The organism is Methylobacterium oxalidis, assembly GCF_007992195.1.
GTDB lineage: Bacteria > Pseudomonadota > Alphaproteobacteria > Rhizobiales > Beijerinckiaceae > Methylobacterium > Methylobacterium oxalidis.
Map to the genome: position 1 here is coordinate 68,069 of NZ_BJZU01000005.1, position 26,951 is coordinate 95,019.

Annotated in this window: 23 protein-coding genes; 16 read left to right on the forward strand and 7 right to left on the reverse strand. The window is 71.0% G+C overall.

The genetic code is table 11. The features are described from left to right. Window positions 1-13 precede the first annotated feature (13 nt). The 3 genes from MOX02_RS03085 to cpdR all read right to left on the reverse strand — a co-directional run bounded on the left by MOX02_RS03085 (window position 14) and on the right by cpdR (window position 1,612). On the reverse strand, window positions 14-859 hold the full coding sequence (locus MOX02_RS03085; RefSeq protein ID WP_147024262.1) for a carbon-nitrogen hydrolase family protein: 846 nt from the start codon (window positions 857-859) through the stop codon (window positions 14-16). After that, window positions 852-1,145, reverse strand: coding sequence for a glutaredoxin 3 (gene grxC / locus MOX02_RS03090; RefSeq protein WP_147024263.1), 294 nt, complete (start codon window positions 1,143-1,145; stop codon window positions 852-854). Before grxC ends, MOX02_RS03085 begins: the two co-directional genes overlap by 8 nt. 110 nt (window positions 1,146-1,255) lie before the next feature. Further along, complete coding sequence (gene cpdR, locus MOX02_RS03095; protein WP_003603128.1) at window positions 1,256-1,612, reverse strand: cell cycle two-component system response regulator CpdR; 357 nt, start codon at window positions 1,610-1,612, stop codon at window positions 1,256-1,258. Window positions 1,613-1,819: 207 nt separating this feature from the next. Here cpdR and MOX02_RS03100 point away from each other — a divergent pair, with 207 nt between their 5' ends. Continuing rightward, the gene (locus MOX02_RS03100) at window positions 1,820-2,722 is read left to right on the forward strand and encodes an N-formylglutamate amidohydrolase (RefSeq protein ID WP_147024264.1); all 903 of its coding nucleotides are present in this window, start codon (window positions 1,820-1,822) and stop codon (window positions 2,720-2,722) included. Window positions 2,723-2,956: 234 nt separating this feature from the next. Here MOX02_RS03100 and MOX02_RS03105 read toward each other — a convergent pair whose 3' ends face one another. Beyond that, a complete protein-coding gene (locus tag MOX02_RS03105) occupies window positions 2,957-3,820 on the reverse strand; it encodes a UTP--glucose-1-phosphate uridylyltransferase (protein ID WP_147024265.1) in 864 nt (287 codons plus the stop codon). Window positions 3,821-3,987: 167 nt separating this feature from the next. Between MOX02_RS03105 and galE the strand changes: the two genes are divergently transcribed. The 3 genes from galE to MOX02_RS03120 all read left to right on the forward strand — a co-directional run bounded on the left by galE (window position 3,988) and on the right by MOX02_RS03120 (window position 7,678). Continuing rightward, window positions 3,988-4,980: a UDP-glucose 4-epimerase GalE gene (gene galE / locus MOX02_RS03110; protein ID WP_147024266.1), complete on the forward strand. Its 993-nt coding sequence runs from the start codon at window positions 3,988-3,990 to the stop codon at window positions 4,978-4,980. 52 nt (window positions 4,981-5,032) lie between these two features. Beyond that, window positions 5,033-6,202, forward strand: a complete 1,170-nt coding sequence (locus MOX02_RS03115; protein ID WP_147024321.1) for a lytic murein transglycosylase — start codon at window positions 5,033-5,035, stop codon at window positions 6,200-6,202. 81 nt (window positions 6,203-6,283) lie between these two features. Next, window positions 6,284-7,678, forward strand: a complete 1,395-nt coding sequence (locus tag MOX02_RS03120; protein ID WP_147024267.1) for an SGNH/GDSL hydrolase family protein — start codon at window positions 6,284-6,286, stop codon at window positions 7,676-7,678. 7 nt (window positions 7,679-7,685) lie between these two features. Here MOX02_RS03120 and MOX02_RS03125 read toward each other — a convergent pair whose 3' ends face one another. Further along, window positions 7,686-9,116 carry a glutamate synthase subunit beta gene (locus MOX02_RS03125; RefSeq protein WP_147024268.1) on the reverse strand — a complete coding sequence of 477 codons (1,431 nt, stop codon included), beginning with the start codon at window positions 9,114-9,116 and terminating at the stop codon, window positions 7,686-7,688. Between the two features lie 95 nt (window positions 9,117-9,211). Then, on the reverse strand, window positions 9,212-13,846 hold the full coding sequence (gltB, locus tag MOX02_RS03130; protein WP_373866711.1) for a glutamate synthase large subunit: 4,635 nt from the start codon (window positions 13,844-13,846) through the stop codon (window positions 9,212-9,214). Between the two features lie 737 nt (window positions 13,847-14,583). Between gltB and MOX02_RS31810 the strand changes: the two genes are divergently transcribed. Beyond that, window positions 14,584-15,642: a hypothetical protein gene (locus tag MOX02_RS31810; RefSeq protein ID WP_176601341.1), complete on the forward strand. Its 1,059-nt coding sequence runs from the start codon at window positions 14,584-14,586 to the stop codon at window positions 15,640-15,642. A 7-nt stretch (window positions 15,643-15,649) separates the two neighbouring features. Here the strand turns inward: MOX02_RS31810 and fdhD are convergent, their stop codons facing one another. After that, on the reverse strand, window positions 15,650-16,507 hold the full coding sequence (gene fdhD / locus MOX02_RS03140; protein WP_147024269.1) for a formate dehydrogenase accessory sulfurtransferase FdhD: 858 nt from the start codon (window positions 16,505-16,507) through the stop codon (window positions 15,650-15,652). A 385-nt stretch (window positions 16,508-16,892) separates the two neighbouring features. Here fdhD and coxB point away from each other — a divergent pair, with 385 nt between their 5' ends. The 11 genes from coxB (at window position 16,893) to MOX02_RS03190 (ending at window position 26,904) form a co-directional block, all read left to right on the forward strand. Then, window positions 16,893-17,726 carry a cytochrome c oxidase subunit II gene (coxB, locus tag MOX02_RS03145; RefSeq protein WP_147024270.1) on the forward strand — a complete coding sequence of 278 codons (834 nt, stop codon included), beginning with the start codon at window positions 16,893-16,895 and terminating at the stop codon, window positions 17,724-17,726. An 84-nt stretch (window positions 17,727-17,810) separates the two neighbouring features. Further along, window positions 17,811-19,439, forward strand: coding sequence for a cytochrome c oxidase subunit I (gene ctaD, locus MOX02_RS03150; protein ID WP_147024271.1), 1,629 nt, complete (start codon window positions 17,811-17,813; stop codon window positions 19,437-19,439). A 162-nt stretch (window positions 19,440-19,601) separates the two neighbouring features. Continuing rightward, entirely contained in the window at window positions 19,602-20,567 is a 966-nt protein-coding gene (locus MOX02_RS03155) for a heme o synthase (RefSeq protein WP_147024272.1), read from the forward strand. Between the two features lie 7 nt (window positions 20,568-20,574). Continuing rightward, entirely contained in the window at window positions 20,575-20,739 is a 165-nt protein-coding gene (locus MOX02_RS30950) for a cytochrome c oxidase system small membrane protein (RefSeq protein ID WP_170267635.1), read from the forward strand. A 17-nt stretch (window positions 20,740-20,756) separates the two neighbouring features. Then, the gene (locus MOX02_RS03160) at window positions 20,757-21,374 is read left to right on the forward strand and encodes a cytochrome c oxidase assembly protein (RefSeq protein WP_147024273.1); all 618 of its coding nucleotides are present in this window, start codon (window positions 20,757-20,759) and stop codon (window positions 21,372-21,374) included. Window positions 21,375-21,511: 137 nt separating this feature from the next. Then, window positions 21,512-22,369 carry a cytochrome c oxidase subunit 3 gene (locus tag MOX02_RS03165; protein WP_147024274.1) on the forward strand — a complete coding sequence of 286 codons (858 nt, stop codon included), beginning with the start codon at window positions 21,512-21,514 and terminating at the stop codon, window positions 22,367-22,369. A 136-nt stretch (window positions 22,370-22,505) separates the two neighbouring features. Further along, window positions 22,506-22,883 carry a DUF983 domain-containing protein gene (locus MOX02_RS03170; protein ID WP_147024275.1) on the forward strand — a complete coding sequence of 126 codons (378 nt, stop codon included), beginning with the start codon at window positions 22,506-22,508 and terminating at the stop codon, window positions 22,881-22,883. Beyond that, window positions 22,880-23,641, forward strand: a complete 762-nt coding sequence (locus MOX02_RS03175) for an SURF1 family protein (RefSeq protein ID WP_147024276.1) — start codon at window positions 22,880-22,882, stop codon at window positions 23,639-23,641. Before MOX02_RS03170 ends, MOX02_RS03175 begins: the two co-directional genes overlap by 4 nt. Window positions 23,642-23,702: 61 nt before the next feature. Then, complete coding sequence (locus tag MOX02_RS03180) at window positions 23,703-24,116, forward strand: DUF4864 domain-containing protein (RefSeq protein ID WP_147024277.1); 414 nt, start codon at window positions 23,703-23,705, stop codon at window positions 24,114-24,116. A 76-nt stretch (window positions 24,117-24,192) separates the two neighbouring features. Then, a complete protein-coding gene (gene thrC, locus MOX02_RS03185; protein WP_147024278.1) occupies window positions 24,193-25,605 on the forward strand; it encodes a threonine synthase in 1,413 nt (470 codons plus the stop codon). 3 nt (window positions 25,606-25,608) lie between these two features. Beyond that, the gene (locus MOX02_RS03190; protein ID WP_147024279.1) at window positions 25,609-26,904 is read left to right on the forward strand and encodes a M16 family metallopeptidase; all 1,296 of its coding nucleotides are present in this window, start codon (window positions 25,609-25,611) and stop codon (window positions 26,902-26,904) included. Window positions 26,905-26,951 lie beyond the last annotated feature (47 nt).

Consider the following 26,951-nt stretch of genomic DNA (forward strand, 5'->3'; position numbering starts at 1 on the left):
GGTAACGCGCGACTCATGAACAACGCCCAACCCGCTCCACGGTGAAGGACCGCGCGTGCTGGAGGGCCGGGATGCGGCCCCGCGCCTCCGCCACCCGGGCAAGGTCGATCTCGGCGAGGATCACGCCCGGCTCCGCACCCTCCGCCTCCGCGATCACGCGGCCCCAGGGATCGACGATGATCGAGTGGCCGTAGGTGTCGCGGCCGTCCTCGTGCCGGCCTCCTTGCGCCGCCGAGATCATGAAGGAACCGGTCTCGATGGCGCGCGCCCGGTGCAGGACGTGCCAGTGCGCCTCGCCGGTCTGCTGCGTGAAGCAGGCGGGCGCCGTCAGGATGCTGGCGCCGGCTTCCGCGAGCGCCCGGAACAGGGCGGGGAAGCGGATGTCGTAGCAGATGCCGAGCCCGATCGGCGCCAGCGCCGTCTCGGCCACGACCGCGCAGGCGCCCCCCGTGTAGGTGGCGGATTCGCGCCAGCGCTCGCCGTTCGGCAGGTCCACGTCGTAGAGGTGGAGCTTGTCGTAGGCCGCGACGATCTCGCCCTGACCGTCGATCAGGAAGGCACGGTTGGCGATCTTCTCGCCGTTGCGGATGGGCAGCGAGCCGATCTGCACCACCGCCCCGGTCTCGCGGGCGACCGCACGGAGCGCGGCGAGCGTCGGGTCGTCGTCCTGCGTGCTCACCTTCTCGAACATCGCCGTGCGGCTGCGCTCGACCAGCGAGGTCATCTCGGGCGTCTGGACGTACTGCGCGCCCGCCGCCGCCGCCTCGCGCACGCCGGCCACCGCCGCGTCGCGGTTCGCCAGCGGCTCGCGGCCCGAGCGCATCTGGACGCAGGCGGCGACGAAGCGGGGTTCAGGCATCGGCGACCCCGGCCTCGGCGCCCTTCGTGGCGCCGTTCAGGAGCGGGTCGAGCTTGCCGGCGCGGTCGAGGGCGTAGAGGTCGTCGCAGCCGCCGACATGGCGCTCGCCCACGAAGATCTGCGGCACGCTCGTGCGCCCGCCGGCCCGCTGCACCATCGCGGCGCGGGCCCCTTGCGTCTTCTCGACGTCGATCTCCTGGAAGGAGACGCCCTTCTCCTTCAGCAGGCTCTTGGCCGCCGAGCAGTAGGGACACCAGGCCGTAGTGTAGATCGTGACCGATTGCATGCGCGTCGACGAGCCCCGTGGGTGACCGGCTGCATATAGGCAAGCGGCACGCCGCTTCCTATTGCCGGGCCGCCACGGGTCGCGGACGGATGCGGGCGGGGATGCGCCGCTCAGGCGGCGAGCAGCTTCTCCACCTCGTTGACGAGGTCGCGCAGGTGGAACGGCTTCGAGAGGACCTTGGCGTCCTTGGGCGCCTTCGAGTCCGGGTTCAGCGCCACGGCGGCAAAGCCCGTGATGAACATCACCTTGATGTCGGGGTCGAGCTCGGTGGCGCGGCGCGCCAGCTCGATGCCGTCCATCTCGGGCATCACGATGTCGGTGAGCAGGAGCTCGAAGGGCTCCTCGCGCAGGCGGTTGTAGGCGGAGAGACCGTTGTCGAAGGAGAGGACGTCGTAGCCCGCGTTCTGAAGCGCCTTCGCGAGGAAGCGCCGCATGTCGTTGTCGTCTTCCGCCAGGAGGATCTTCATCGGACGGTTCCGAGCCCTTGAGTCGCTGTGTTCATTCCATAAAGGGACAGTTTGGTAAACAGAGGGTTAGGATCCGGCCCGGCGGCAGGGTGCCGCCGCGCACCGTGGCAAGCCTGCCATGAGCCGTCTGCGCAGTGGACAGGCGCCGCCCCGCGCCCCAATGTGGAGGCCGATCCTCCGCCATCGATGAGAGGCGCCCCCGCCGCGATGACAGCGCCCCGACCGGACCAGCCCGACACCTTCGGCTTCGCGCCCGCCTTCGCCGTGGACGAGCCCGACGCGCACACGATCCCCTTCGTCTTCAACACGGGCCATTCGGGCTCGGTCTACCCGGCGGGCTTCCTCGCGGCCTCCCGCCTCGACGCCCTGGCGCTGCGCCGCTCCGAGGACGCCCACGTGGAGCGCCTGTTCGCGCCGGTGGTGGCGCTCGGCGCGCCCCTGATGCAGGCGAACTTCCCGCGCGCCTATCTCGACGTGAACCGCGAGCCCTACGAGCTCGACCCGCGCATGTTCGACGGGCGCCTGCCGCCCTTCGCCAACACCCGCTCGATGCGGGTCGCCGGCGGCCTCGGCACGGTGCCGCGGGTGGTGGCCGACGGGCAGGAGATCTACGGCGGCCGCCTGCCGGTTGAGGAGGCAGTGGCGCGGATCGAGGGGCTCTACAAGCCCTACCACCGGGTGCTGGGCGGCCTGATCCAGCGCACCAGCCGGCAGTTCGGCTGCGCCATCCTGATCGACTGCCACTCGATGCCCTCCTCGAGCCTCGGCCGCGAGGCGGAGGGCAAGGCCGACATCGTTCTGGGCGACCGCTTCGGCACGGCCTGCGCGCCCTTCCTCGTCGATCTGTTCGAGACGGAGTTGCGCGGCCGCGGCCTGCGGGTGGTGCGCAACAAGCCCTACGCGGGCGGCTTCATCACCGAGCATTACGGGGAGCCGAACGTCGGCCGGCACGCCCTCCAGATCGAGATCAACCGCGCCCTCTACATGAACGAGGCCACGCTGGCGCTCACGGCGGGCTTCGGCGGCCTCCTGCAGGCCCTGCGCGAGGTGGTGGTCGCGGTGGCCGAGCAGACCGTCGATCTCGAGCCGCGGCGCATCGCGGCCGAGTAGCGCCTGGCCCCGCAGGATCCCGGACGTCCGGGCAAGAAAAAAGGCCGCCCCGAAGGAGCGGCCCGAAGTCTAGGGAGGAAACGCCCAAGAAGGGCTGCGGGACCGCGACGCCATCGCGATCTCGCAATGCACAAAGTAAAGTGCGCCGCACAAAACGCAAGGGCGGAAACTGCCGAGATGCCTGCTTCCCGCGCATGGCACGAACGCGCCGGGCGCAATCGAGTTGGGGGCGTCTCAATCCCGCAGCAGGCGGGCGATCTCCGCCTTGAGCGGGCCCGCGAGGTCCTCGCGTTCCAGGGCGTAGGCGAGGTTCGCGGTGAGGAAGCCGATCTTCGAGCCGGTGTCGTAGGTCCGGCCCTCGTAGCGCATGCCGTAGAACTTCTGCGTCTCGGCAAGGCGGATCATCGCGTCGGTGAGCTGGATCTCGCCGCCGGCCCCTGTCTCGCCCTTCTCCAGGATCGCGAAGACCTCCGGCTGCAGGATGTAGCGGCCCGAGATGATGAAGTTCGAGGGCGCGGTGCCCTGCTTCGGCTTCTCGACCATGCCGGTGATCTCGAAGGTCTGGCCGAAGGTCTCGCCGACGCTGACGATGCCGTACTGGTGCGTCTCCTCCGGCTTCACCTCCTCGACCGCGATGACGTTGCCGCCGTGCCGCTCGTAGGCCGCGAGCATCTGGCCCATGCAGCCGCGGCTCAGCATGTCGGGCAGGAGGACCGCGAAGGGCTCGTCGCCGACGATCTCGCGGGCGCACCAGACCGCGTGGCCGAGGCCCAGCGGCGCCTGCTGGCGGGTGAAGCTCGTCTGGCCGGCCTTCGGCAGGTCCTTCTTCAAGTCCTCGTAAGCCGCCTGCTTGCCGCGCTCCTGCAGGGTGCGGTCGAGCTCGTAGGCGATGTCGAAATGGTCCTCGATCACCGCCTTGCCGCGGCCGGTGACGAAGATGAAGTGCTCGATGCCGGCTTCCCGCGCCTCGTCGACCACGTGCTGCACCACCGGGCGGTCCACGACCGTGAGCATCTCCTTCGGAACCGCCTTGGTGGCGGGCAGGAAGCGCGTGCCGAGGCCGGCGACGGGGAGGACAGCCTTGCGAATACGTTTCATCGAGCGGGACCTGGGAAGCGTGGGTCGGACGAAGGGCGCACCTCAAAGATAGTACGCACGGTGAAGCTGCAAGCCACCTGAACGCGGGACAATCCGTTTGCGCCGTCAACAGGGCCCGGGCTTTGCGTTAGGATGGGGCGACGGTCACGGTTGCTGAGAGGGTTCAGATGGCGGTTCTGGTGACGGGCGGTGCCGGCTACATCGGCAGCCACATGGTGCTGGCGCTCCTCGACGCGGGGCACGAGGAGATCGTCGTCCTCGACGACCTCTCCACCGGCTTCGACTGGGCCCTGCCGCCGGAGGTGAAGCTCGTCGTCGGCGACATCGCGGACCAGGCCCTCGTCACCGAGACGATCCTGCAGCACCGGGTCGACGCCCTCGCCCACTTCGCCGCCAAGATCGTGGTGCCGGACTCGGTGGCCGACCCGCTCGGCTACTACCTCGCCAACACGGCCAAGACCCGCGCGCTGATCGAGACCGCGGTGCGCACGGGCGTCAAGCACGTGATCTTCTCCTCGACCGCCGCCGTCTACGGCGAGCCCGAGGTGGTGCCGGTGCCCGAGGACCTGACGACGGCGCCGATCAACCCCTACGGCCGCTCGAAGCTGATGAGCGAGTGGATGATCCAGGACGCCGCCAAGGCGCACGGCTTCAGCTACGTCATCCTGCGCTACTTCAACGTGGCGGGCGCCGACCCGCGCGGGCGCACCGGCCAGTCGACCCCGAACGCCACCCACCTGATCAAGGTCGCCACCCAGGCCGCGCTCGGCCAGCGCACGCATCTCGACGTCTACGGCACCGACTACCCGACCCGGGACGGCTCCTGCCTGCGCGACTACATCCAGGTCTCCGACCTCGCCGAGGCGCACCGCGTCGCGCTCGACCACCTGCGCGGCGGCGGCGAGAGCCTGACGCTGAACTGCGGCTACGGGCGCGGCTACTCGGTGCTGGAGGTGATCGAGGTGGTCAAGCGGGTCTCGGGCCGCGACTTCGAGGTGCGGCTCTGCCCGCGCCGGCCCGGCGACCCGGCCCAGATCATCGCGGGCGCCGACCGCATCCGCGAGCGCCTCGGCTGGGTGCCCAAGCACGACGACCTCGACGGCATCGTCGGCCAGGCGCTCGCCTGGGAGGACGCGCTCGCCCGGCGCAACCGGGTCTGACCGGGTGCGGCTCACCCGCGGGGCCGCCGCCGCGGGCGTGCTCGCGCTCGCGATGCCCGTGTCAGCGTGGTGCGGACCCGCGTACGCGCAGGCCGGCGAGGCCCGGTCCGCCGCCTTCGCCGCCTTCATCGAGGCCCTGAGGCCGGACGCGCGCGCCCGCGGCGTATCGGACGCCACCTTCGCGGCGGCCTTCCGCGGGGTCACGCAGCCGGACCCGGACGTCCTGGCGCGCACCCGGCGCCAGGGCGAGTTCGCGCGGCCGGTCTGGGACTACCTCGTCGGCGCCGTCTCCCAGGGCCGGATCGCCCGCGGCCGCGCCCGGGCGGGCCAACGCGCCGCGATCCTCGACCGGATCGAGGCGCGCTACGGCGTGCCGCGGGGCATCCTCCTGGCCTTCTGGGGCGTCGAGTCGGATTTCGGGGCGAGCGGCGGCAGCGTCCCGACGGTCCGGGCCCTCGCCACGCTCGCCGAGGCGCGCCATCGCGGCACCCTGTTCCGGGAGGAGCTGCTCGCGGCGCTCGCCATCCTCCAGCGGGGCGACATCGACCCGCAGCGGATGAAGGGCTCCTGGGCCGGCGCCATGGGGCAGGTGCAGTTCCTGCCCTCGACCTTTCTCGCCCACGCCGTCGACTTCGACGGTGACGGGCACCGGGACATCTGGACCTCGGACGCCGACAGCCTCGCCTCCATCGCCGCCTACCTGAAGGCGCTCGGCTGGAACCCGTCCGTCTCCTGGGGCTACGAGGTCGTGCTGCCGGAAGGTTTCGACTTGACGGCCTACGCCGGGGAGCTCGGGGCGTTCGCGCGCCGCGGCGTGCGCCGCACGGACGGGGGGCGCCTCCCGGAGACGGGCCGGGCGAGCCTGTTCCTGCCCGGCGGGCTCGGGGCCCCGGCCTTCCTCATCACCGACAATTTCGAGGTGATCCGCGGCTACAACACCTCCGATTCCTACGCGCTCGCGGTCGGCCACCTCGCCGACCGCCTGATGGGCGCCCCCGCCCTTGCCGCGCCCTGGCCGGGCGAGGCCGGCCGCCTCGACAAGGCCGGCCTCGAGGCGCTGCAGCGGGCGCTGACCGGCCAGGGCCTCTATGCCGGGGAGGCGGACGGCCGGGCCGGGCCGAAGCTGCGCGAGGCGGTGCGCCGCTACCAGGTCCGCGAGGGCATCCCGGCGGACGGATACGCCAGCCGCGCCCTCCTCGCCCGGATCGCCGGGCAGCCGTGACGCCGCCGGCCCCGGGGCCGGGAGAAGACGCGCGCGCGCACCTCCTGTATGGTGGCATAGGGCGTGGCGTGGAGGCGGTGCATGGCGTTGGCGGCGGGACGGGCACGGGTCCCAGTCCATCTCGGCTGCGCGGCGCTCGTCGCGGCCCTCGCCCTCTTCGAGGCGCCGCCCGCCCGCGCGCAGTGGGGCGACACCTACGAGCAGCCGCAGGGCGGCTACGCGGTGCCCCGGCGCCGCTACCGCGACAGCTACTACCGCGACGACGGCAGCTACGCCCGCCCGAGCCGCCGCTACCAGCCGCCGCCGCAGGAGGCCCCGCGCCAGTTCTACTGGCCCTGGGAGGAGCGCCCACAGCAGGCCCAGCCCCAGCCCGACCCGGCCTACCGGCCGACCATCCGGCCCCGTGCGCCCGCCGTCGCCGACAGCCCGCGCGTGCAGAAGCGCCGGGCGGCGCGGCCCGCGCCCGTGGCCGCGCCCCCGAAGCCCGCCGTGGCGAAGACCGAGCCGACGACGCAGATCGCCGTGTTCGGCGACTCGCTCGCCGACCATCTCAGCAAGGGCCTCGACGACGTGTTCGAGGACAACGCCGACGTCGCCGTCATCGACCGCGCCAAGGGCGACAGCGGCCTCGTCCGCAAGGACGTGGTGGACTGGCCGAAGGTTGCCGAGGAGTACCTCGCGGGCAACCCGAAGGTGAGCTACGCCCTCGTGCTGATGGGCGCCAACGACCGGCAGCCGATCCGCGAGGGGGACCAGAGCTTCGATCCGCTCACCGACCGCTGGCGCGAGATCTACCGCGACCGGGTCGACGCGATGGTGAAGGTCTTCACCGACCGCAAGCTGCCGCTGATCTGGGTCGGAGCCCCGCCGATGCGCAGCGAATCCCTGAACACCGACCTCGCGGCGATCAACGACCTCGTGCGCGAGCGCGTCACCCGCGCGGGCGCCACCTACGTCGACGTGTGGCCGGGCTTCGTGGACGACCGCAACCGCTACACGGCTACGGGCCCGGATCTCGAGGGCCAGAACGCGAAGCTGCGCACCTCGGACGGCGTGCACTTCACCCATGCGGGAGCGCGCAAGCTCGCCCACTTCGCCGATGTCGAGCTGAAGCGGATGATGGGCACGGCCGGTCCGGCGACGCCCGACCAGCCGGTGGCGGCCGTCGCGGCGACGCCCGGTCCCGGCCTCGACGGCGCGACGCGGCTCGACGACACGGCGGCGATCGACCGCCAGATCACCGCCATGCTGCCGAGCCTGCCCGAGCCCCCGGGCGTACCGGCCCTGCCGGTCAAGCCGCTGGCGGGGCCGGTCGTGCCGCTCGGCCGCCCGGAAACCTCGCCGGGCGGCTCCCTGATGAGCGGGCGCCCGCGCGACGGCGACGCCTCGGGCACCGTGGAGCGCGTGCTCCAGCGCGGCGCCCCCGCGACGCCCCAGCCGGGGCGGGCCGACGATTTCCGCTGGCCGGGGGGCTAGCGGGCCTTCAGCGCGGCAGGACGCTCGATCCCATCAGCGTCTCGTCGATCGAGCGGGCGGCCTGCCGGCCCTCCCGGATCGCCCAGACGACGAGGGACTGACCGCGGCGCATGTCGCCCGCCGCGTAGATCTTCTCGTGCGAGGTGCGGTAATCGTCCTCGTTGGCCGTGACGTTGCCGCGCTTGTCCATCACGACGCCGGACTGCTCCAGCATCCCCTTGCGCACCGAGCCCGCGAAGCCGATCGCCATGAAGACGAGGTCGGCCGGCAGCACGAACTCGCTGCCCTCGATCGGCTGGCGCTTGGCGTCGACGCGGGCGCAGACGACGCCCGTGACCTTGCCCTTCTTGCCCTCGAGCCGCAGCGTCGCCGCCTGGAACTCGCGCTCGGCGCCCTCGGCCTGGCTCGACGAGGTGCGCATCTTGGTCGGCCAGTAGGGCCACACCGTCAGCTTGTCCTCGCGCTCGGGCGGGCGCGGGCGGATGTCGAGCTGGGTCACGGAGAGTGCGCCCTGGCGGAAGGCCGTGCCGACGCAGTCGGAGGCCGTGTCGCCGCCGCCGATCACCACGACGTTCCGGCCGCCGGCCAGGATCGGCAACTCGCCGTTGCCCGGCATCGGCTCGGCGCCGACGCGCCGGTTCGACTGGACGAGGTAGGGCATCGCGTAGTGGACGCCGTCGAGCTCCTGGCCCGGCAGCTGCGGGTTGCGCGGATCCTCGGCGCCGCCGGCGAACAGCACCGCGTCGAACTCCGCGGTGAGCTCGTCCACCGGCTTCGTGACGCCGATGTTCTGGTTGTAGTGGAAGACGACGCCCTCGGCCTCCATCTGCTTCACGCGCCGGTCGATGTGGCGCTTCTCCATCTTGAAGTCGGGGATACCGTAGCGGAGCAGGCCGCCGGCCTTCGGCTCGCGCTCGAAGACGTGCACGTCGTGCCCGACGCGGGCGAGCTGCTGGGCCGCGGCGAGGCCGGCCGGGCCGGAGCCCACCACCGCCACGCGCTTGCCGGTGCGGGTCTCGGACGGCTCGGGCTTGACCCAGCCCATGTTCCAGGCGCGGTCGGCGATGGCCTGCTCGATCGTCTTGATGGCGACCGGCTGGTTCTCGAGGTTGAGCGTGCACGCCTCCTCGCAGGGCGCGGGGCAGATGCGGCCAGTGAACTCGGGGAAGTTGTTCGTCGAGTGCAGGTTGCGGATCGCCTCCTCCCAGTCCGACTGGAAGACGAGGTCGTTCCAGTCCGGGATCTGGTTGTGGACGGGGCAGCCGGTCGGGCCGTGGCAGAACGGGATGCCGCAATCCATGCAGCGCGCCGCCTGCTTCTTCAGGTCGTGCTCGTCGAGCGGCAGCGTGAACTCGCGGAAGTGCCGAACGCGGTCGGCGGCGAGCTGATACTTCTGCTCCTGCCGGTCGTATTCGAGGAAACCTGTGACCTTGCCCATCGATCCGTCCCTAGGCTGGCGGATCGATCGATCCCGCCCCCTGCATCGTCGTCCTGATCGGGGCGGCCGGTTCGATGCCGGCCGCCGTCTGCGTCCTACTCCGCCGCCACCGGCATCCGCGCCTGCTCCATCTCGCGCAGCGCCCGGCGGTACTCCACCGGCATCACCTTCACGAACTTGGTCCGGTAGGTGGACCAGTTGTCGAGGATCTCCTGAGCGCGCGGCGAGCCCGTGTACTTCAGGTGGTTGGTGATGAGCTGCGAGAGCCGTTCCTCGTCGTGGCCCGACATGTCGGCCAGGATGTCGACGCGGCCCTTGGTCTCGAGGTCGCCGTCCTGGTGGAAGCGGCGCATGATGTCATCCTCTTCCTCCACGGGCTCGAGGTCGACCATCGAGAGGTTGCAGCGGGCCGAGAACGAGCCGTCCTCGTCGAGCACGTAGGCGATGCCGCCCGACATGCCGGCCGCAAAGTTGCGCCCGGTCTCGCCGATCGACACCACGACGCCGCCCGTCATGTACTCGCAGCCGTGGTCGCCCATGCCCTCGACCACCGCGATGGCGCCCGAGTTGCGCACGGCGAAGCGCTCCCCCGCGGAGCCGCGGATGTAGCACTCGCCGGCGATCGCCCCGTACAGCACGGTGTTGCCGACCATGATGGTGCGGCCGGGCGCCGCCTTCAGCGCCTCGCTCGGCCGGATGATCAGCTTGCCGCCCGACAGGCCCTTGCCGACGTAGTCGTTGCCGTGGCCGGTGAGCTCGATCGTGACGCCGGCCGCGACCCAGGCGCCGAAGCTCTGGCCGGCGGTGCCGGAGAGCTTCACCACGATGGTGTCGTCGGGCAGGCCCTCGTGGCCGTGCGCCTTCGCGACGAGCCCCGACAGCATGGCGCCCGCGGCCCGGTCCGAGTTGCGGATCGTGTCGTGGAGCGTCACCGCCTCTCCGGTCTCGATCGCGCCCTTCGCGCCCTCGATCAGGCGCCGGTCGAGCACGTGCTCGATCGGGTGGTGCTGCGTCTCGACGTGGCGGATCGCCACCTCCGGCCCGACCTCCGGCCGGTGGAACAGCTTCGAGAAGTCTAGGCCGCGCGCCTTCCAGTGGGCGATGGCCTCCACCTTGTCGAGGAGGTCGGAGCGGCCGACGAGATCCTCGAGCTTGGTGAAGCCCATGGAGGCCATCAGCTCGCGCACCTCCTCGGCCACGTAGAAGAAGTAGTTCACCACGTGCTCGGGCGTGCCCTTGAAGCGCTTGCGCAGCACCGGGTCCTGGGTGGCGACGCCCACTGGGCAGGTGTTCAGGTGGCACTTGCGCATCATGATGCAGCCCGCCGCGATGAGCGGCGCGGTCGAGAAGCCGAACTGGTCGGCCCCGAGCAGCGCCGCGATCATCACGTCGCGGCCGGTGCGCAGGCCGCCGTCCGCCTGCAGCGCCACGCGGCCGCGCAGGTTGTTCAGCACCAGCGTCTGCTGGGTCTCGGCGAGCCCGGTCTCCCACGGGCCGCCCGCGTGCTTGATCGAGGTGAGCGGGGCCGCGCCCGTGCCCCCGTCGAAGCCCGAGATCGTGATGTGGTCCGCGCGCGCCTTGGCGACGCCCGCCGCGACCGTGCCGACGCCGACCTCGGAGACGAGCTTCACCGAGACGTCGGCGGCCGGGTTCACGTTCTTCAGGTCGAAGATGAGCTGGGCCAGGTCCTCGATCGAGTAGATGTCGTGGTGGGGCGGCGGCGAGATCAGGCCGACGCCGGGCGTCGCGTAGCGGACCTTGGCGATCTTGGCGTCGACCTTGTGGCCGGGCAGCTGGCCGCCCTCGCCGGGCTTGGCGCCCTGCGCCACCTTGATCTGCATCATGTCGGCGTTGACGAGGTACTCCGTCGTCACGCCGAAGCGGCCGGAGGCCACCTGCTTGATGGCCGAGCGGCGCGAGCGCCCGTCCGGCAGGGGCTTGAAGCGCTCGACCTCCTCGCCGCCCTCGCCCGAGTTCGAGCGGCCGCCGAAGGAGTTGACGGCGATGGCGAGCGTCTCGTGCGCCTCCTTCGAGATCGAGCCGTAGGACATGGCGCCGGTGGCGAAGCGCCGGACGATCTCGGAGGCCGGCTCGACCTCGGCGAGGTCCACCGGCTGCCGGCCGATCTCGCCGGCGGCCCTGATGCGGAACAGGCCGCGCAGGGTCTTGAGGTGGTTCTCCTGCTCGTTCACGAGGCGCGCGTACTCGCGGTAGCGCTCGGGCACGCCGAGGCGCACCGCGTGCTGCAGCGTCGCCACGGTGTCGGGGGTCCAGGTGTGGGTCTCGCCGCGCAGCCGGTAGGCGTACTCGCCGCCGACGTCGAGGGCGTTGCGGTAGACCGGCGCGTCGCCGAAGGCGTCGCGGTGGCGCTGGGCGGTCTCCTCGGCGACCTCGGCCATGCCGACGCCCTCGATGGTCGTCGCCGTGCCGAAGAAGTCGCGCGCCACGAAGTCGGAGTTGAGGCCGACCGCGTCGAAGATCTGGGCGCCGCAATAGGACTGGTAGGTCGAGATGCCCATCTTGGACATGACCTTCAGCAAGCCCTTATCGATCGACTTGATGTAGCGGTAGACGATCTCGTCGTCCGTGAGGTCCGGCGGGAACTCGTCCTTCATCGCGATCAGGGTCTCGAAGGCGAGGTAGGGGTTCACCGCCTCCGCGCCGTAGCCGGCCAGGCACGCGAAGTGGTGCACCTCGCGCGGCTCGCCCGACTCGACCACGAGGCCGACCGAGGTGCGCAAGCCCTTGCGGATCAGGTAGTTGTGCACGGCCGCGGTGGCGAGCAGCGCCGGGATCGGGATCCGGTCCGGGCCGACGGCGCGGTCGGACAGCACGATGATGTTGTAGCCGCCGCGCACCGCGACCTCGGCCCGGTCGCAGAGGCGGTCGAGCGCGCCCTCCATGGCCGCCGCGCCGGTCTCGGCCGGGTAGGTCATGTCGAGGGTCTTGGTGTCGAAGCGGTCCTCGAAATGGCCGATCGAGCGGATCTTCTCGAGGTCGCCGTTCGTCAGGATCGGCTGGCGCACCTCGAGCCGCTTCTTGCGGGAGGCGCCCTCCATGTCGAGCAGGTTCGGCCGCGGCCCGATGAACGAGACGAGGCTCATCACGGCCTCCTCGCGGATGGGGTCGATCGGCGGGTTGGTGACCTGCGCGAAGTTCTGCTTGAAGTAGGTGTAGAGGAGCTTCGGCTTGTCCGAGAGCGCGGAGAGCGGCGTGTCGGAGCCCATCGAGCCCACCGCCTCCTGGCCGGTGACGGCCATGGGCTGCATGAGGAGCTTCAGGTCCTCCTGGCTGTAGCCGAAGGCCTGCTGCCGGTCGAGGAGCGACACGTCCGAGCGCGAGGCGCGCGGGCTCACGGGCTTGAGGTCCTCGAGCACGATCTGGGTGTTCTTCAGCCATTCCGCGTAGGGGTGCGCGGCGGCGAGCTCGCCCTTGATCTCCTCGTCCGAGACGATGCGGCCCTTCGCCAGGTCGATCAGCAGCATCCGGCCCGGCTGCAGGCGCCAGGACTGGACGATCTTCTCGTCGGGGATCGGCAGCACGCCCATCTCGGAGGCGAGCACGACGAGCCCGTCGTCGGTGACGATGTAGCGGGCGGGCCGGAGGCCGTTGCGGTCGAGGGTGGCGCCGATCTGGCGGCCGTCCGTGAAGCAGACGGCGGCCGGCCCGTCCCACGGCTCCATCAGGGCGGCGTGGTACTCGTAGAAGGCGCGCCGCTCCTCGCTCATCAGCGGGTTGCCGGCCCAGGCCTCCGGGATGAGCATCATCATCGCGTGGGCGAGCGGGTAGCCGCCCTGGACGAGGAACTCCAGCGCGTTGTCGAAGCAGGCGGTGTCCGACTGGCCCTCGTAGGAGATCGGCCAGAGCTTCGAGATGTCGTTGCCGAACAGCTCCGAATCGACGCTCGCCTGGCGGGCGGCCATCCAGTTGACGTTGCCGCGCAGCGTGTTGATCTCGCCGTTGTGCGCCACCATCCGGTAGGGGTGCGACAGGCGCCAGGTCGGGAAGGTGTTGGTGGCGAAGCGCTGGTGCACGAGGGCGAGCGCCGAGACGAAGCGCTCGTCCTTCAGGTCGAGGAAGTAGCGGCCGAGCTGGTGCACCAGCACCATGCCCTTGTAGACGATGGTCCGGCTCGACACGGAGACGGGGTAGAACTCCAGCAGCCGCTCGTCGCCCGAGCCGTAGACCTTGCCGGAGATGACCTTGCGGGCGACGTAGACGCGCCGCTCGAAGGTGTCGGCATCGCCGACGGAGGCCGGGCAGCCGATGAAGACCTGGCGGTGATGCGGCTCGGTCTTGCGCACGGCGGCGCCGAGATCCTCCGAATCGACCGGCACGTCGCGCCAGCCAAGCAGAGGCAGGCCCTCGTCGGCGAGCGCCTTCTCGACGATCTCCTCGATGACGTGGCGCGCATCGGCCTCCGGCGGCATGAAGAACTGGCCGATCGCGTAGGCGCCGGCCGGCGGCAACTCGAAGCCGAGGCGCGAGCACTCCTCGGCGAAGAAGGCGTGCGGGATCTGGACGAGGATGCCGCAGCCGTCGCCCATGGTCGGGTCCGCGCCGACCGCGCCGCGATGGTCGAGGTTCTCCAGGATCTTGAGGCCCTGCTGGACGATCACGTGGGTCTGCCGGTTGTGCATGTCGGCGATGAAGCCGACCCCGCAGGCGTCGCGCTCCTGGCCGGGATCGTAGGCTCCTTGCGCCTTCGGCAGGGCCGGGTCGCGCACCACCAGCGGCTTGCCCGCGTCACGAAGGGGCGACGTCCTGGCCGGGACGGATTCCGGACCGGTCCTGAAGCCTTCAGATGCAGCCACGCTCTTCATCCCTCGTCTGCCGACCTCGCCCGCATGCGAGCATGTTTCGTGCCCGGCCATCAACCGATGCCGGGGTCCTGGTAACATTTTCGTCGGGTTCAGCCGGGACTTCGGTGAGGAAGCGCCCGCCAACCCGCGGGCTCGACGCCGGCCTCGCTCAGCCGGCGTGGGCCCGGATCGCCGCGATGGCGACCGGCTTCAGATCTCGTTTGGACGTCGCGGTCGTCACGTACCGAAATCCCCAGCCCGCCGGGTTTCGTTCCCGGGAGGCGCGCCATGCCGAAAAATGGGACAGTCATACTGTCCTAACGCCGGAACGTGACAGATTTCAACCGTTCCAGCAAGAGGTCGCGCGGGCGCGAACGTCCGAATCCAGCGCATGCCGCCCCTGCGCGACAGGGGTCAATCGCCGCAGGCCGACGGCGACGCCCGGTCCCCGAGGCGCCCGGATTGGCTCGCAATCTCGCCCCAATCCTTGCGTTAACAAAGTCTTGCCGAGCACAAGCGGCATGCGGGGCAACGACCTCGCCGGGACAGCCGAAGGACCCGCGGAACAAGCGGGCCTTCGGCACGCGCCGGGTCGGGACGCCCGCGTCCGGGCGGCGAGATCTGGCCCGGCCGAGGTCGCCCCCTGAAGAACGGGACGAGGCGACATGGCGGCACGAGCCTTGGTACGACGGAACGGCGACGCGAATCGGATCGCCCGGCATCTCCGGGCCGGTCTCGCGGCCGGCATCCTGATGCTGACGGCGGGCGCCGCGCAGGCGCAATATCTCTACGAGGACGAGATTCTATCGCCGCGGGCCGTGGCGTGGCGCCTCGCCGACCGCGGCTTCAGCGGGCTCTCGCGGCCCCGCTTCGACGGGCAGGACTACGTGGTCGAGGCCGTCGCGCCGAACGGGGCCCGGGTGCGCCTGTTCGTGGATGCCCGCGCGGGCGACATCGTCGGGCGCCAGCGCCTCGATCCCGCCCCTGCCCCGCGACTCGCCCGTCCGGCGCCCGGCTACGGCTGGACGGAGGCCGACGCGCGCCTCGTGCCCCCGGCCGACATCCCGCAGCCCGGCGGCCGCATCCTGCCGCCGCGGCCCGACCTCTACGGCCGCACCGAGGCCGAGCCCGCCCCGCGCCGACAGACCCAGGATGCCAACCCGCTCGGCGTGAACCCGGACGCCCGCGCCCGTCCCGAGCCGCAGCGCCGCGCGGCCCGGCTCGCGCCCGCCGCGCCCGCGGCCGGCGCTCCCGGCGCACCGGCCGCGAAGCCCGGCGAGCCGCGCTCGGCGGTCCGCACCGCCCCGGAGGCGCCGCATCCGAGCCTGAAGGCGGCGGATCCGGCCAGGGAGACGGTCAAGGATACGGCGAAGGACGCTCCGAAGGCGGAGGAGCGGACGAAGCCCGAGACCCGCGAGGCTGCGGTCGAGCCTCCGAAGGCCGCGCCGCCCGCCGCACAGACGCCCGCCGCCGTTCAGCCGCCCCCGAAGGAGGCCGCCGAGAAGGCGCAGGAGGTCAAGGCCGTCGAGCCCAAGGCGGCTCAGGGCAAGGCGGCCGAAGGCGACGCTCCCGAGAAGAGCGCGGAGATCAAGCCCGCCGAGGCCGAGCGCAGGCCCGGCACCTCGGGCTGGCAGGATCCGCCCCCGGAGGGCAAGCGCAACGTCCGGGTGATCGGCGGCGCGACGGTCGTGACGCGGCCGTCCGCGGAGGGCGGCGCCGAGTAGGGCGCCGTCAGGCCCCTTCGAGGATCAGCCGCTCGGGGCGGTTGAAGACCGTCAGCGTGTCCGAGCGGGCGATGGCGCACATGGTCATGCCGTGGAGCTTCGCCCGGTCGAGGGCGAGCGAGGTCGGCGCCGAGATCGCCACGAGCACGGCGGCCCCGAGGCGGGCCGCCTTCTCCACCATCTCGAACGAGCAGCGGCTCGTGATGACGAGGAAGCCGTCCGCCGGGTCGGTGCCGGCCCGGATCAGCGCCCCGATCAGCTTGTCGAGGGCGTTGTGACGGCCGACATCCTCGCGGACCGCGACGAGGCTCCCGTCGAGCCGCGCCCAGGCGGCGGCGTGCACGGCCCGCGTCTCGCGGTTGAGCGTCTGGGCCGGCCCGAGCGCCGCGAGCGCGGCGCTGATCGCCCGCATCGAGACCCGCGTGCGCGGCGCCTGCTTCGGCTCCGCCAGGGGGAGCGCGGCGAGATCGTCGATCCCGCACACGCCGCATCCCGTGCGCCCGCTGATGGCGCGCTTGCGGGCGAGGTGCTCCCTCAGGCGCCCCGGCACGAGGTCGACGAGGAGGCGAAGGCCGCCCTCCCCGGCCTCGACCCGGGCGGAGCGGATCTCGTCCGCGGCCTCGACGATCCCCTCCGTCAGGCTGAACCCGTAGGCGAAATCCTCGAGGTCGGAGGGGCTCGTCATCATCACGGCGTAGGGCACGCTGCCGTAGACGAGGTTCACCGGCGTCTCGACGGCGAGCGGCCGCGCGTCGTCGCGGGGCTGCGCGTCCTCGTAGGCGATGACCTGGGTGGGGACGCGGGTCGCCGTGGCGGGCGGGGCGTCCTCGCGGACGTCGCCGTCGTCGATCTGACTGTGCTGCATGCGGGTCCGCCGGGATCGCTGAGTGTGCCGGATATATAGCAACGCCGCCGCCCGAATGGGCGAGGGGATCGCTTCCGCCCCGCCCGCTCCGCCGCGCCCGGTGCCCGCGTGCGACGCCGTGTCCTGCCCGCCGCAGGGCCGCCCGCGCCGAGGGGCCGAACGGGCGCCGAAAGTCTGGAACCGGACTTAAGAAAACAGCCGATGCGACGCTGTTGCGGTTGCACCTTGACGTTCCTTGTGGTCTGACACCGCGGTCGGAAGCCGGCCGGGGCCACGGGCCCGGAGGCGTCCTGCCATGTCATGACAGCGCCGCCGCGATCCCGAACCAATCGGGGCGCAGGCGGTCGACCAATAAGGTCAAGCCAGGGGAGCCACGGGAAGGCACATGCGGACGGCGAAGACGCACACTCGCTCAACATGGGGGCTCGCCGCGCTCGGCGCCATCCTGGCCTCGTCCTCGGCGCTCGCGGCCGGGATCGGCCAGCCGGAGCCCTGGCAGATGGACCGTCAGGTGCCGGTCACGGAGAACGCCCGCGACATCCTGCACTTCGAGGTCGGCCTGCACTGGCTCTCGCTCGGCATCTCGCTGTTCGTGCTGGCGCTGATCCTCTACTGCATCTTCAAGTTCAGCGAGAAGGCGAACCCGGTCCCCTCCAAGACCACGCACAACACCATGATCGAGGTGGCCTGGACGATCGTCCCGGTCCTGATCCTGGTGGCGGTGGCGATCCCCTCCTTCCGCCTGCTGCGCACCCAGCTCTCCGACCCGAAGGCCGACGTGATCGTGAAGGTCATCGGCCACGCCTGGTACTGGTCCTACGAGTACCCGGCCGACCAGGGCGGCGGCTTCACCTTCGACGCCAACCTGGACGAGGAGAAGATGCCCAAGCTCCTCGGGACCGACAACGACATGGTCGTGCCGGTGAACAAGATCGTGAAGGTCCAGGTCACCGCCGCCGACGTGCTCCACTCCTGGGCCGTCCCCTCCTTCGGCTTCAAGATCGACGCCGTGCCCGGCCGCCTCAACCAGTTCTGGTTCAAGGCGGATCGCGAGGGCACCTACCACGGCCAGTGCTCCGAGCTCTGCGGGCAGCGCCACGCCTACATGCCGATCACCGTCCGCGTGGTGAGCGACGAGGCCTACGCCCAGTGGCTCACCGAGGCGAAGACGAAGTTCGCCCGCATCGACGACGGTTCGAAGCTCGCCGACGCCCGCTAACGGCCCGGCCTCGTCGGAGCCGGCCCGGCCGGCACCGACCGCAACCCTTCGAGAGATTACGAGAAACGAACAAGGTCAGCATCGATGGCTACCGCCGCAGCACATGCGGGGCATGACGCCCACGCCGATCACAAGCCAAGCTTCTTCGCCCGCTGGTTCCTCTCCACGAACCACAAGGACATTGGCACGCTCTACCTGCTGTTCGCCTTCAGCGCCGGCATCATCGGCGCGTTCCTCTCCTTCGGCATCCGCATGGAGATGGAGGAGCCCGGCCTGCAGTACTTCTCCAACCCGGCCACCTACAACGTGTTCGTGACCGGCCACGGCCTCATCATGGTGTTCTTCATGGTGATGCCGGCGCTGATCGGCGGCTTCGGCAACTGGTTCGTGCCCCTCATGATCGGTGCGCCGGACATGGCGTTCCCGCGCATGAACAACATCTCGTTCTGGCTCACCGTGGCGGGCTTCATGAGCCTGCTCTGCTCGCTCTTCGTCGAGGGCGCGCCCGGCGCGTCCGGCGCCGGCACGGGCTGGACCGTCTACCCGCCGCTCTCGACCGTCGGCCATCCCGGCCCGGCCGTCGACTTCGCGATCTTCGCCCTGCACCTGTCGGGCGCGGGCTCGATCCTCGGCGCGATCAACTTCATCACGACGATCCTCAACATGCGCGCCCCGGGCATGACGCTGCACAAGATGCCGCTCTTCGCCTGGGCCGAGCTCGTCACCGCCTTCCTGCTGCTCCTGTCGCTCCCGGTCCTCGCCGGCGCGATCACGATGCTGCTGACCGACCGCAACTTCGGCACGACGTTCTTCGACCCGGCCGGCGGCGGTGACCCGATCCTCTACCAGCACCTGTTCTGGTTCTTCGGTCACCCCGAAGTGTACATCATGATCCTGCCGGCCTTCGGCATCGTCTCCCACATCATCGCCACGTTCTCGCGCAAGCCCGTCTTCGGCTATCTCGCGATGGCCTACGCGATGGTCGCGATCGGCGTCGTCGGCTTCGTGGTGTGGGCCCACCACATGTACACGGTCGGCCTCTCGCTGCAGACGCAGTCCTACTTCGTCTTCGCCACGATGGTCATCGCGGTGCCCACCGGCGTGAAGATCTTCTCGTGGATCGCGACGATGTGGGGCGGCTCGATCCGCTTCACCGCCGCCATGCACTGGGCGGTCGGCTTCATCTTCCTGTTCACGGTCGGCGGCGTCACCGGCGTCGTGCTGGCGAACTCGGCGGTCGACAAGTACCTGCACGACACCTACTACGTCGTGGCGCACTTCCACTACGTGCTCTCGCTCGGCGCCGTGTTCATCATCTTCGCGGGCGTCTACTACTGGTTCCCGAAGATGACCGGCCACGTCATCCCCGAGTGGGCCGGCAAGCTGCACTTCTGGCTGGCCTTCATCGGCGCGAACGTCCTGTTCTTCCCGATGCACTTCCTGGGCCTCGCCGGCATGCCGCGCCGCTACGCCGACTACCCGGAGGCCTTCGCCGGCTGGCACAAGGTCGCCACCTGGGGCGGGCACATCTTCGCGCTCGGCATGATCGTCTTCGTGATCGGCGTCGTTCTCGCCTTCCGCTCGAAGACCCGCGCCGCGGACAACCCGTGGGGCGAGGGTGCGACGACGCTGGAATGGACCCTGTCCTCGCCGCCGCCCTTCCACCAGTTCGAGACGCTGCCCCGCATCGTCGACGAGCCGGGCCACCACTGACGGTCGGGATCCCGACCCGTCGAGACCCTCGCGAGGACCGCCCCGGCGGTCCTCGCTCTTTCCCGGATACCCTCAACCGCCCCGCTTCGAGAGGGTATCCGGCAAGGGGCGGCGCCGAGAACGGCGCGATGCGAGCCACCTGAACCGAGACCCGCGAGCACCATGACGAGCCTCACGAATACCCTGCCGGTCGGAGCCGAGGCGCCGGGCTTCGCCCCCGCCCCCTCGATCGTCGGCGGCGACGTGCCGGACTACTTCGCCCTGCTGAAGCCCCGCGTGATGGTCCTCGTGATCTTCACCGCCCTCGTCGGCATGGTCGTCTCGCACGGCCACGTGAACCCGGCGGTCGGCGCGATCTCGCTCCTGATGATCGCGGTGGGCGCGGGCGCCTCGGGCTGCCTCAACATGTGGTGGGACGCCGACATCGACGCGGTGATGACCCGCACGGCCAAGCGCCCGATCCCGGACGGGCGCATCCAGCCCGGCGAGGCCCTGGCCTTCGGCCTGACCCTGTCGGTGGGCTCCGTGCTGATCCTGGGGCTCGCCGCCAACTGGCTCGCGGCGGGGCTCCTCGCCTTCACGATCGTCTTCTACGCCGTGATCTACTCGATGTGGCTGAAGCGCGCGACGCCGCAGAACATCGTCATCGGCGGCGCCGCGGGCGCCCTGCCCCCGGTGATCGGCCAGGCGGTGGTCTCGGGCAGCGTCGGCATCGAGTCGATGGTGCTGTTCCTGATCATCTTCATCTGGACGCCGCCCCACTTCTGGGCGCTCGCCCTCGTCAAGGCCGGCGAGTACGCCAAGGCCGGCATCCCGATGATGCCGAACGTGGCCGGCCCGCAATCGACGCGCCGCCAGATCGTCTACTACACGCTGGCGCTCGCCCCCCTCGGCCTCGCCCCGGTCGTTCTCGGCTTCGGCGGCCTCATCTACGCGGTGGTCGGCCTCCTCGGCGGCCTCGGCATGCTGGCCTTCAGCGTCCAGGTCTTCCGCCACCGCGAGGGCGAGGCCGAGAAGCGCTCGGCCATGGGCATGTTCGCCTTCTCGATCCTCTACCTCTTCCTGCTCTTCTCGGCGCTCCTCGCCGAGCAGGGCCTGGGCCTGTTCCGGCCCGTGATGTTCGTCTGAGATCGCGATGAAAGATCCCCTGCCCGGCTATCGGCCGCTGACCGAGGAGGAGGAGCGCCGCCGCCGCAAGCGCTCCGTCGCCATCGCCCTCGCGCTCGGCGCCATGGTCCTGATCTTCTTCGTGCTGACCATCGCCAAGCTCGGGCCGCAGGTCCTGAACCGGCCGCTCTAACCCAGACCCCGGAAGCCATGTCCGACCCGCGCAGCAACCCGAACCGGAAGGCCAACCGCACGGCGCTCGCCTGCGCCGGCCTCGTCGCGGGCATGACCGGGCTCGCCTTCGCGTCGGTCCCGCTCTACGACGCCTTCTGCAAGGCGACGGGCTTCGACGGCACGCCGATCCAGGGGGCCGCCCCGCGGGCGTCAGCCTCTGGCGCGCACGCCGACGACAGCATGATCGTGCGCTTCGACACGAACGTGAGCGCCGGGCTGCCCTGGGCGTTCCGGGCGGAGACGCGCAAGGTCGAGGCGCGGCTCGGCGAGACCACCACGGTGTTCTTCCAGGCCAAGAACACGGGCTCGGCGCCCTCGACCGGCATCGCGACCTTCAACGTGCAGCCGGGCCTGATGGGCGGCTACTTCGTCAAGGTCGAGTGCTTCTGCTTCAAGGAGCAGACGCTCCAGCCCGGCGAGACCATGGACTTCCCGGTGGTGTTCTACATCGACCCGGCCATGCGCCAGGATTCCAACACGAGCCATCTCTCCGAGATGACGCTCTCCTACACCTATTTCGCCTCGAAGAACGGCGCACCGGCCACGGCCGCGCTTGCGACGACGGGCGACACGGGGAAGAAGTCGAATTTCTGAGCGCGTGCGTGACAAGGGCGCGCCGCGCACATAATGGGTTCCAAGCTTGAGGGTTGGGCGAGTTCCACCCTCCGGGTCGCGACAACAAGGGCCTAGGCCGGGAACGGCGAAGGGCCGGGGGTAGGAGAGAGCGAGAGATGGCCGAGGCGCACGCCAAGAATCACGACTATCACATTCTCAATCCGAGCCCCTGGCCGCTCATCGGCGCCACGTCCGGCTTCCTGATGGCCTTCGGCGCCGTCTTCTGGATGAAGAGCCTCTCGATCGGGAATCTCGCCGTCGGCCCCTACATCTTCGGCGCCGGCACGATCGGCGTGCTCTACACCATGTTCTCGTGGTGGAAGGACGTCGTCCACGAGGCGAACTCGGGCGACCACACCCGTGTCGTCCAGCTCCATCACCGCTACGGCATGATGATGTTCATCGCCTCCGAGGTGATGTTCTTCGTCGCGTGGTTCTGGGCCTATTTCGAGGCCGCCCTCTACACCGCCGACCCGATCCAGGCGACCCGCGTCGACTTCACGGGCGGCGTCTGGCCGCCGAAGGGCATCGAGGCGTTCGACCCCTGGCACCTGCCGCTCCTGAACACGCTGATCCTGCTCACCTCGGGCACCACCGTGACCTGGGCGCACCACGCCCTCCTGCACGGCGACCGCAAGGGCCTGAAGTACGGCCTCTGGCTGACGATCATCCTTGGCGTCCTGTTCACCGCCTGCCAGGCCTACGAGTACAGCCACGCCCACTTCGGCTTCTCGGGCAGCATCTACTCGTCGACCTTCTTCATGGCGACGGGCTTCCACGGCGCGCACGTGATCATCGGCACGATCTTCCTCGCGGTCTGCCTGTTCCGGGCCTACGCGGGCCAGTTCACGCCCCAGCAGCACCTCGGCTTCGAGTTCGCCGCCTGGTACTGGCACTTCGTCGACGTGGTCTGGCTGTTCCTGTTCGCCGCGATCTACGTCTGGGGCTCGGGCGTCGGCCACGCCGCGCACTGATCCCGGACCGCATGCACGGCATGCAACGGAAGGGCGGCGCGAGCCGCCCTTTTTCATGCGCGCCGGCGCGCGAATGCCCATATCGCCGGACGGGGGACGATCCTGCGCGGCTGCCGCGCGGCAGAGCGACCGAGGAATGATCTTGGACCGAACCCATACCCTGCCGCCGCCCATACCCACGGGTCTGCGCGGCCGCTGCCCCCGCTGCGGCGAGGGCCACCTGTTCCAGGGCTTTTTGGCGCTCCGTCTGTCCTGCGAGGCCTGCGGCCTCGACTATTCGAGCTTCGATTCCGCCGACGGGCCGGCCTTCTTCGTGATGTCCATCGTCGGCCTCATCGTCGTCGGGCTCGCCCTGTTCCTCGAGGTCACCTACGAGCCGCCGATCTGGGTTCACGCCCTGGTGGCGGGCTCGCTCTCGATCGGCCTCAGCCTGCTGCTGGTTCGCCCCCTCAAGGGCATGCTGATCGCCCTGCAATTCGCCAACAAGGCCGAGGAGGGCCGCTTCCGCCAGTGACGCATGCCGCCGCCGCGCCCCGGAGCGCCTGGCGCGACCTCCTCGCGCCGGGCCTCGCCTCCCTCGTCGCGCTCGCGATCCTGCTCGGCCTCGGCTCGTGGCAGATCGCCCGCAAGACCGAGAAGGAGGCGCTGATCGCGCGGATCATCGCCCGCTCGAGGGCAGAGCCGGTCCCCCCGCCCGCCCCCGCGGCGTGGGACGCCGCCCGCGACGAGTTCCGGCACGTGCGGGTCGGCGGGCGTTTCCGCAACGACCTCGAGACGCTGGTCCACGGGCTCGCGCCGGGCGACACGCCGGGCCGGGCGCTCCAGGGCTACTATGTGATCACGCCCCTCGTGCGCGACGACGGCGGCACCATCCTCGTCAACCGCGGCTTCGTCCCGACCGAGCTGAAGCGGCCGGAGGACCGGAAGGACGGCCTCGTCGAGGGCGAGACCAGCGTCACCGGCATCCTGCGCGCGAGCGAGCCGCGCGCCATGTTCGTGCCCGCGCCCGACCCGGCCCGCGGCGAGTGGTTCAACCGGGACGTGGCGGGCATCGCCGCCTCCCGCGGCATCGCGGACGCCGCGCCCTACCTCGTCGAGGCCGATGCGGTGGCGGGACAGACGAGCTGGCCGCGGGGCGGGCAGCTGCGCGTCGACCTGCCGAACAACCACCTGCAATACGCGTTCACGTGGTTCGGCATCGCGGCCTGCCTCGTCGGCGTCTTCTCGGTCTACGCGTGGCGGCGGGTGAAGGACGGCGCGAGGCCGGCCTGAGGCCGGCTTGCCGCGGGCGGAAGGCGCCTTACACTCCTCTCATCCGGAGCGGAGTGCCCCGATGCGCGCGATCGTCTGCCTCGTCCTCGCGGCCCTCGCCCTGCCCGCCCTCGCGGCCGACGAGGGCGCGCGGGAGGCGGCCCGCGCCGCGATCAGCCGGCAGGTCGAGGCGCTCGGGCGCGACGATGCCCCCGCGGCCTACGCGCTCGCCGCCCCCTCGATCCAGGCCCTGTTCCCCACCCCGGACGTCTTCATCGGCATGGTGCGGACCAATTACGGCGCGATCTACCGCCACCGCCGCTTCGTGTTCGGCGAGGCTCGCGCGGAGGGCGAGAACGGCCTCTCGCAGGAGGTCGCGATCCAGGATTCCTACGGCGTGGACTGGAAGGCGGCCTACAGCCTGCAGCGTCAGGCGGACGGCGAGTGGCGCATCACCGGCTGCCGGCTGACGAAGGAGCCGGGCACCTCGCTGTGACGCGCGCCCGGACGCAGGCCGGCTTCGACAGGGGCGCCCGCTTCGTGTAGAGGGAGCGCCTTCTCCGGAGGCCCCTTTGCTTCACGTCTCGACCCGCGGCGCGGCCGCGCCGCTCTCGTTCTCCGATGCCCTCCTCGCCGGCCTCGCCCGCGACGGCGGCCTCTACGTGCCCGAGAGCTGGCCGCGGATCCCCGAGGCCGAGATCGCGGGGCTCGCCGGGGCGCGCTACGCGGACGCGGCCAAGCGCGTCCTGCGCCCCCTGATCGACGGCGAGATCGAGGACGCCGCGCTCGATTCGATGATCGAGGCCGCCTACGCCAGCTTCCGCCACCCCGCGGTCTGCCCGCTGACGCAGCTCGACGACAACCTGTTCCTGCTGGAGCTCTTCCACGGCCCGACGCTCGCCTTCAAGGACGTGGCGATGCAGCTCCTCGGGCGGCTGATGGACCACGTGCTGCGCGCCCGCGGGGCGCGCGCCACCATCGTCGGCGCGACCTCCGGCGACACCGGCTCCGCGGCGGTCGAGGCGTTCCGCGGGCTCGATCAGGTCGACGTCTTCGTGCTCTTCCCGCACGGCCGGGTCTCGGAGGTGCAGCGGCGCCAGATGACCTCGGTGCCGGACGCCAACGTCCACGCCATCGCCATCGACGGCACCTTCGACGATTGCCAGAGCATCGTGAAGGCGATGTTCCAGCACGCCGACTTCGCCGACTCGGTGCGGCTGTCCGGCGTCAACTCGATCAACTGGGCCCGCGTCGCGGCGCAGGCCGTCTACTACTTCACGAGCGCGGTGGCCCTCGGCGCGCCCCATCGGCCGGTCTCCTTCTCGGTGCCGACCGGCAATTTCGGCGACATTCTCGCCGGCTGGGTCGCCAAGCGCATGGGCCTCCCGATCAAGCGCCTGATGATCGGCACCAACGCCAACGACATCCTGGCCCGCACGCTCGAGCACGGCGCCTACGAGGTCCGCGGCGTCGAGCCCACCACGTCGCCCTCGATGGACATCCAGATCTCCTCGAACTTCGAGCGGCTGCTGTTCGAGGCGCTGGAGCGGGACGCCTCGACGCTGAGCCGCCTGATGGCGGGCCTCAAGCAGTCGGGCGGCTTCAGCCTCGACGAGGCGGTGCTCGGCAAGGTCCGCTCCGAGTTCGACGCGGTCGCGGTTCCGGAGCCCGACGTGGCGGACGAGATCGCCAAGACCTACGCGGCCACGGGCGTGGTGCTCGACCCCCACAGCGCCATCGGCGTGCGCGCAGGCCGCCGGCTGCTGGAGAAGGACCGCGCCACCCCCGTCGTGGCGCTCGCCACGGCCCACGCCGCGAAGTTCCCCGACGCCGTCGTGAAGGCGACCGGTGCCGGCCGTCCGGCCCTGCCGCCGCACCTCGCCGACCTCATGGACCGGCCCGAGCGCGTGGCGCGGGTGCCCAACGAGCAGGCGGCGGTCGAGGCCTTCATCCGCGAGCGCGCCCGCATCACCCGGGGCGCCTGAGCGATGAACCGCCATTTCGCGACACACGGGGCCTCGCCGGACCTGAAGATCAGCCGCCTGCCCAACGGCCTCACGGTCACCACCGAGGCGATGCCCGGAGTCGCCACCGCGACGCTCGGGGTCTGGGTCGGCGCGGGCTCCCGCCACGAGCGCGCCGACGAGCACGGTCTCAGCCACCTCCTCGAGCACATGGCCTTCAAGGGCACGCGCAGCCGCTCGGCCCGGGTGATCGCCGAGGACATCGAGAACGTCGGCGGCGAGATCAACGCCGCCACCAGCGCCGAGAGCACGAGCTACACGGCCCGGGTGCTCGGCGAGGATGCTGGCGTCGCCCTCGACGTGATCGGCGACATCTTGACGAACTCGGTCTTCGACGCGGACGAACTCGCCCGCGAGAAGGGCGTGATCCTCCAGGAATACGCCGCCGTCGAGGATACGCCCGACGACGTGGTCTACGACGCCTTCACCGAGGCTGCCTTCCCCGACCAGCCGATCGGCCGCCCGATCCTCGGCCGGCCCGAGACGATCACGCGCTTCGACCGGGGGGCGATCGAGGGATATCTCGCCCGCGAGTACACGCCGGACCGGATGGTGCTGGCGGCGGCCGGCGCCGTCGAGCACGAGGAGATCGTGGCGGCGGCCGAGCGGCATTTCGGCGGCCTTGCCGCCGCTTCCGCCCCCGAGACCGTGCCCGGCATCTACGGCGGCGGCGAGCGGCGCCTGCAGCGGCGCCTGGAGCAGGCCAACCTCGTCCTCGGCCTGCCCGGCCTCTCCTTCCGCGACGACGGCTACTACGCGTTGCACATCTTCGCGCAGGTGCTCGGCGGCGGCCTGACCTCGCGCCTCTGGCACGAGGTGCGGGAGACCCGCGGCCTCGCCTACGAGATCCAGGCCTTCCACTGGCCCTTCTCGGATTGCGGCCTGTTCGGCATCGGCGCGGGCACCTCCGCCCGCGACCTGCCGCAACTCGTGGAGGTGACGCTCGAGTCCACCGTGCGGGCGAGCCGCGACATCGACGCGGCCGAGCTCGCCCGGGCCAAGGCGCAGCTCAAGGTGGCCCTGCTCACGGCGCTCGAGACGCCGGGCGGGCGCATCGAGCGCAATGCCCGCCAGCTCCTCGCCTGGGGCCGGGTGATCCCCTCGGAAGAGGTGATCGCCAAGGTCGACGCGGTCACGGTCGAGGACGTGCGCGCCGCCGGCCGCGCCCTGCTCCACGGCGCGCCGACCCTCGCCGCGATCGGCCCGATCGGCAAGCTGCCGCGGCTCGATCAGGTCGCCGCGCAGCTCAGGGCGGCCTGAGCCGCCCCGTCCGTCGCGGGCGCGAAGAGGCGCGTCCGCGGCGCGGG

Excerpts from the sequence above, each read along its gene's own strand:
- MOX02_RS03155 (WP_147024272.1), top strand. The coding sequence starts at position 19,602 with ATGACGAGCCTCACGAATACCCTGCCGGTCGGAGCCGAGGCGCCGGGC.
- MOX02_RS03100 (WP_147024264.1), top strand. The coding sequence starts at position 1,820 with ATGACAGCGCCCCGACCGGACCAGCCCGACACCTTCGGCTTCGCGCCC.
- MOX02_RS03190 (WP_147024279.1), top strand. The coding sequence starts at position 25,609 with ATGAACCGCCATTTCGCGACACACGGGGCCTCGCCGGACCTGAAGATC.
- MOX02_RS03170 (WP_147024275.1), top strand. The coding sequence starts at position 22,506 with ATGATCTTGGACCGAACCCATACCCTGCCGCCGCCCATACCCACGGGT.
- ctaD (WP_147024271.1), top strand. The coding sequence starts at position 17,811 with ATGGCTACCGCCGCAGCACATGCGGGGCATGACGCCCACGCCGATCAC.
- MOX02_RS30950 (WP_170267635.1), top strand. The coding sequence starts at position 20,575 with ATGAAAGATCCCCTGCCCGGCTATCGGCCGCTGACCGAGGAGGAGGAG.
- MOX02_RS03120 (WP_147024267.1), top strand. The coding sequence starts at position 6,284 with ATGGCGTTGGCGGCGGGACGGGCACGGGTCCCAGTCCATCTCGGCTGC.
- MOX02_RS03160 (WP_147024273.1), top strand. The coding sequence starts at position 20,757 with ATGTCCGACCCGCGCAGCAACCCGAACCGGAAGGCCAACCGCACGGCG.
- MOX02_RS03125 (WP_147024268.1), bottom strand. The coding sequence starts at position 9,116 with ATGGGCAAGGTCACAGGTTTCCTCGAATACGACCGGCAGGAGCAGAAG.
- MOX02_RS03085 (WP_147024262.1), bottom strand. The coding sequence starts at position 859 with ATGCCTGAACCCCGCTTCGTCGCCGCCTGCGTCCAGATGCGCTCGGGC.
- coxB (WP_147024270.1), top strand. The coding sequence starts at position 16,893 with ATGCGGACGGCGAAGACGCACACTCGCTCAACATGGGGGCTCGCCGCG.
- fdhD (WP_147024269.1), bottom strand. The coding sequence starts at position 16,507 with ATGCAGCACAGTCAGATCGACGACGGCGACGTCCGCGAGGACGCCCCG.
- MOX02_RS03180 (WP_147024277.1), top strand. The coding sequence starts at position 23,703 with ATGCGCGCGATCGTCTGCCTCGTCCTCGCGGCCCTCGCCCTGCCCGCC.
- MOX02_RS03165 (WP_147024274.1), top strand. The coding sequence starts at position 21,512 with ATGGCCGAGGCGCACGCCAAGAATCACGACTATCACATTCTCAATCCG.
- MOX02_RS03115 (WP_147024321.1), top strand. The coding sequence starts at position 5,033 with ATGCCCGTGTCAGCGTGGTGCGGACCCGCGTACGCGCAGGCCGGCGAG.
- MOX02_RS31810 (WP_176601341.1), top strand. The coding sequence starts at position 14,584 with ATGGCGGCACGAGCCTTGGTACGACGGAACGGCGACGCGAATCGGATC.
- cpdR (WP_003603128.1), bottom strand. The coding sequence starts at position 1,612 with ATGAAGATCCTCCTGGCGGAAGACGACAACGACATGCGGCGCTTCCTC.
- grxC (WP_147024263.1), bottom strand. The coding sequence starts at position 1,145 with ATGCAATCGGTCACGATCTACACTACGGCCTGGTGTCCCTACTGCTCG.
- galE (WP_147024266.1), top strand. The coding sequence starts at position 3,988 with ATGGCGGTTCTGGTGACGGGCGGTGCCGGCTACATCGGCAGCCACATG.
- MOX02_RS03105 (WP_147024265.1), bottom strand. The coding sequence starts at position 3,820 with ATGAAACGTATTCGCAAGGCTGTCCTCCCCGTCGCCGGCCTCGGCACG.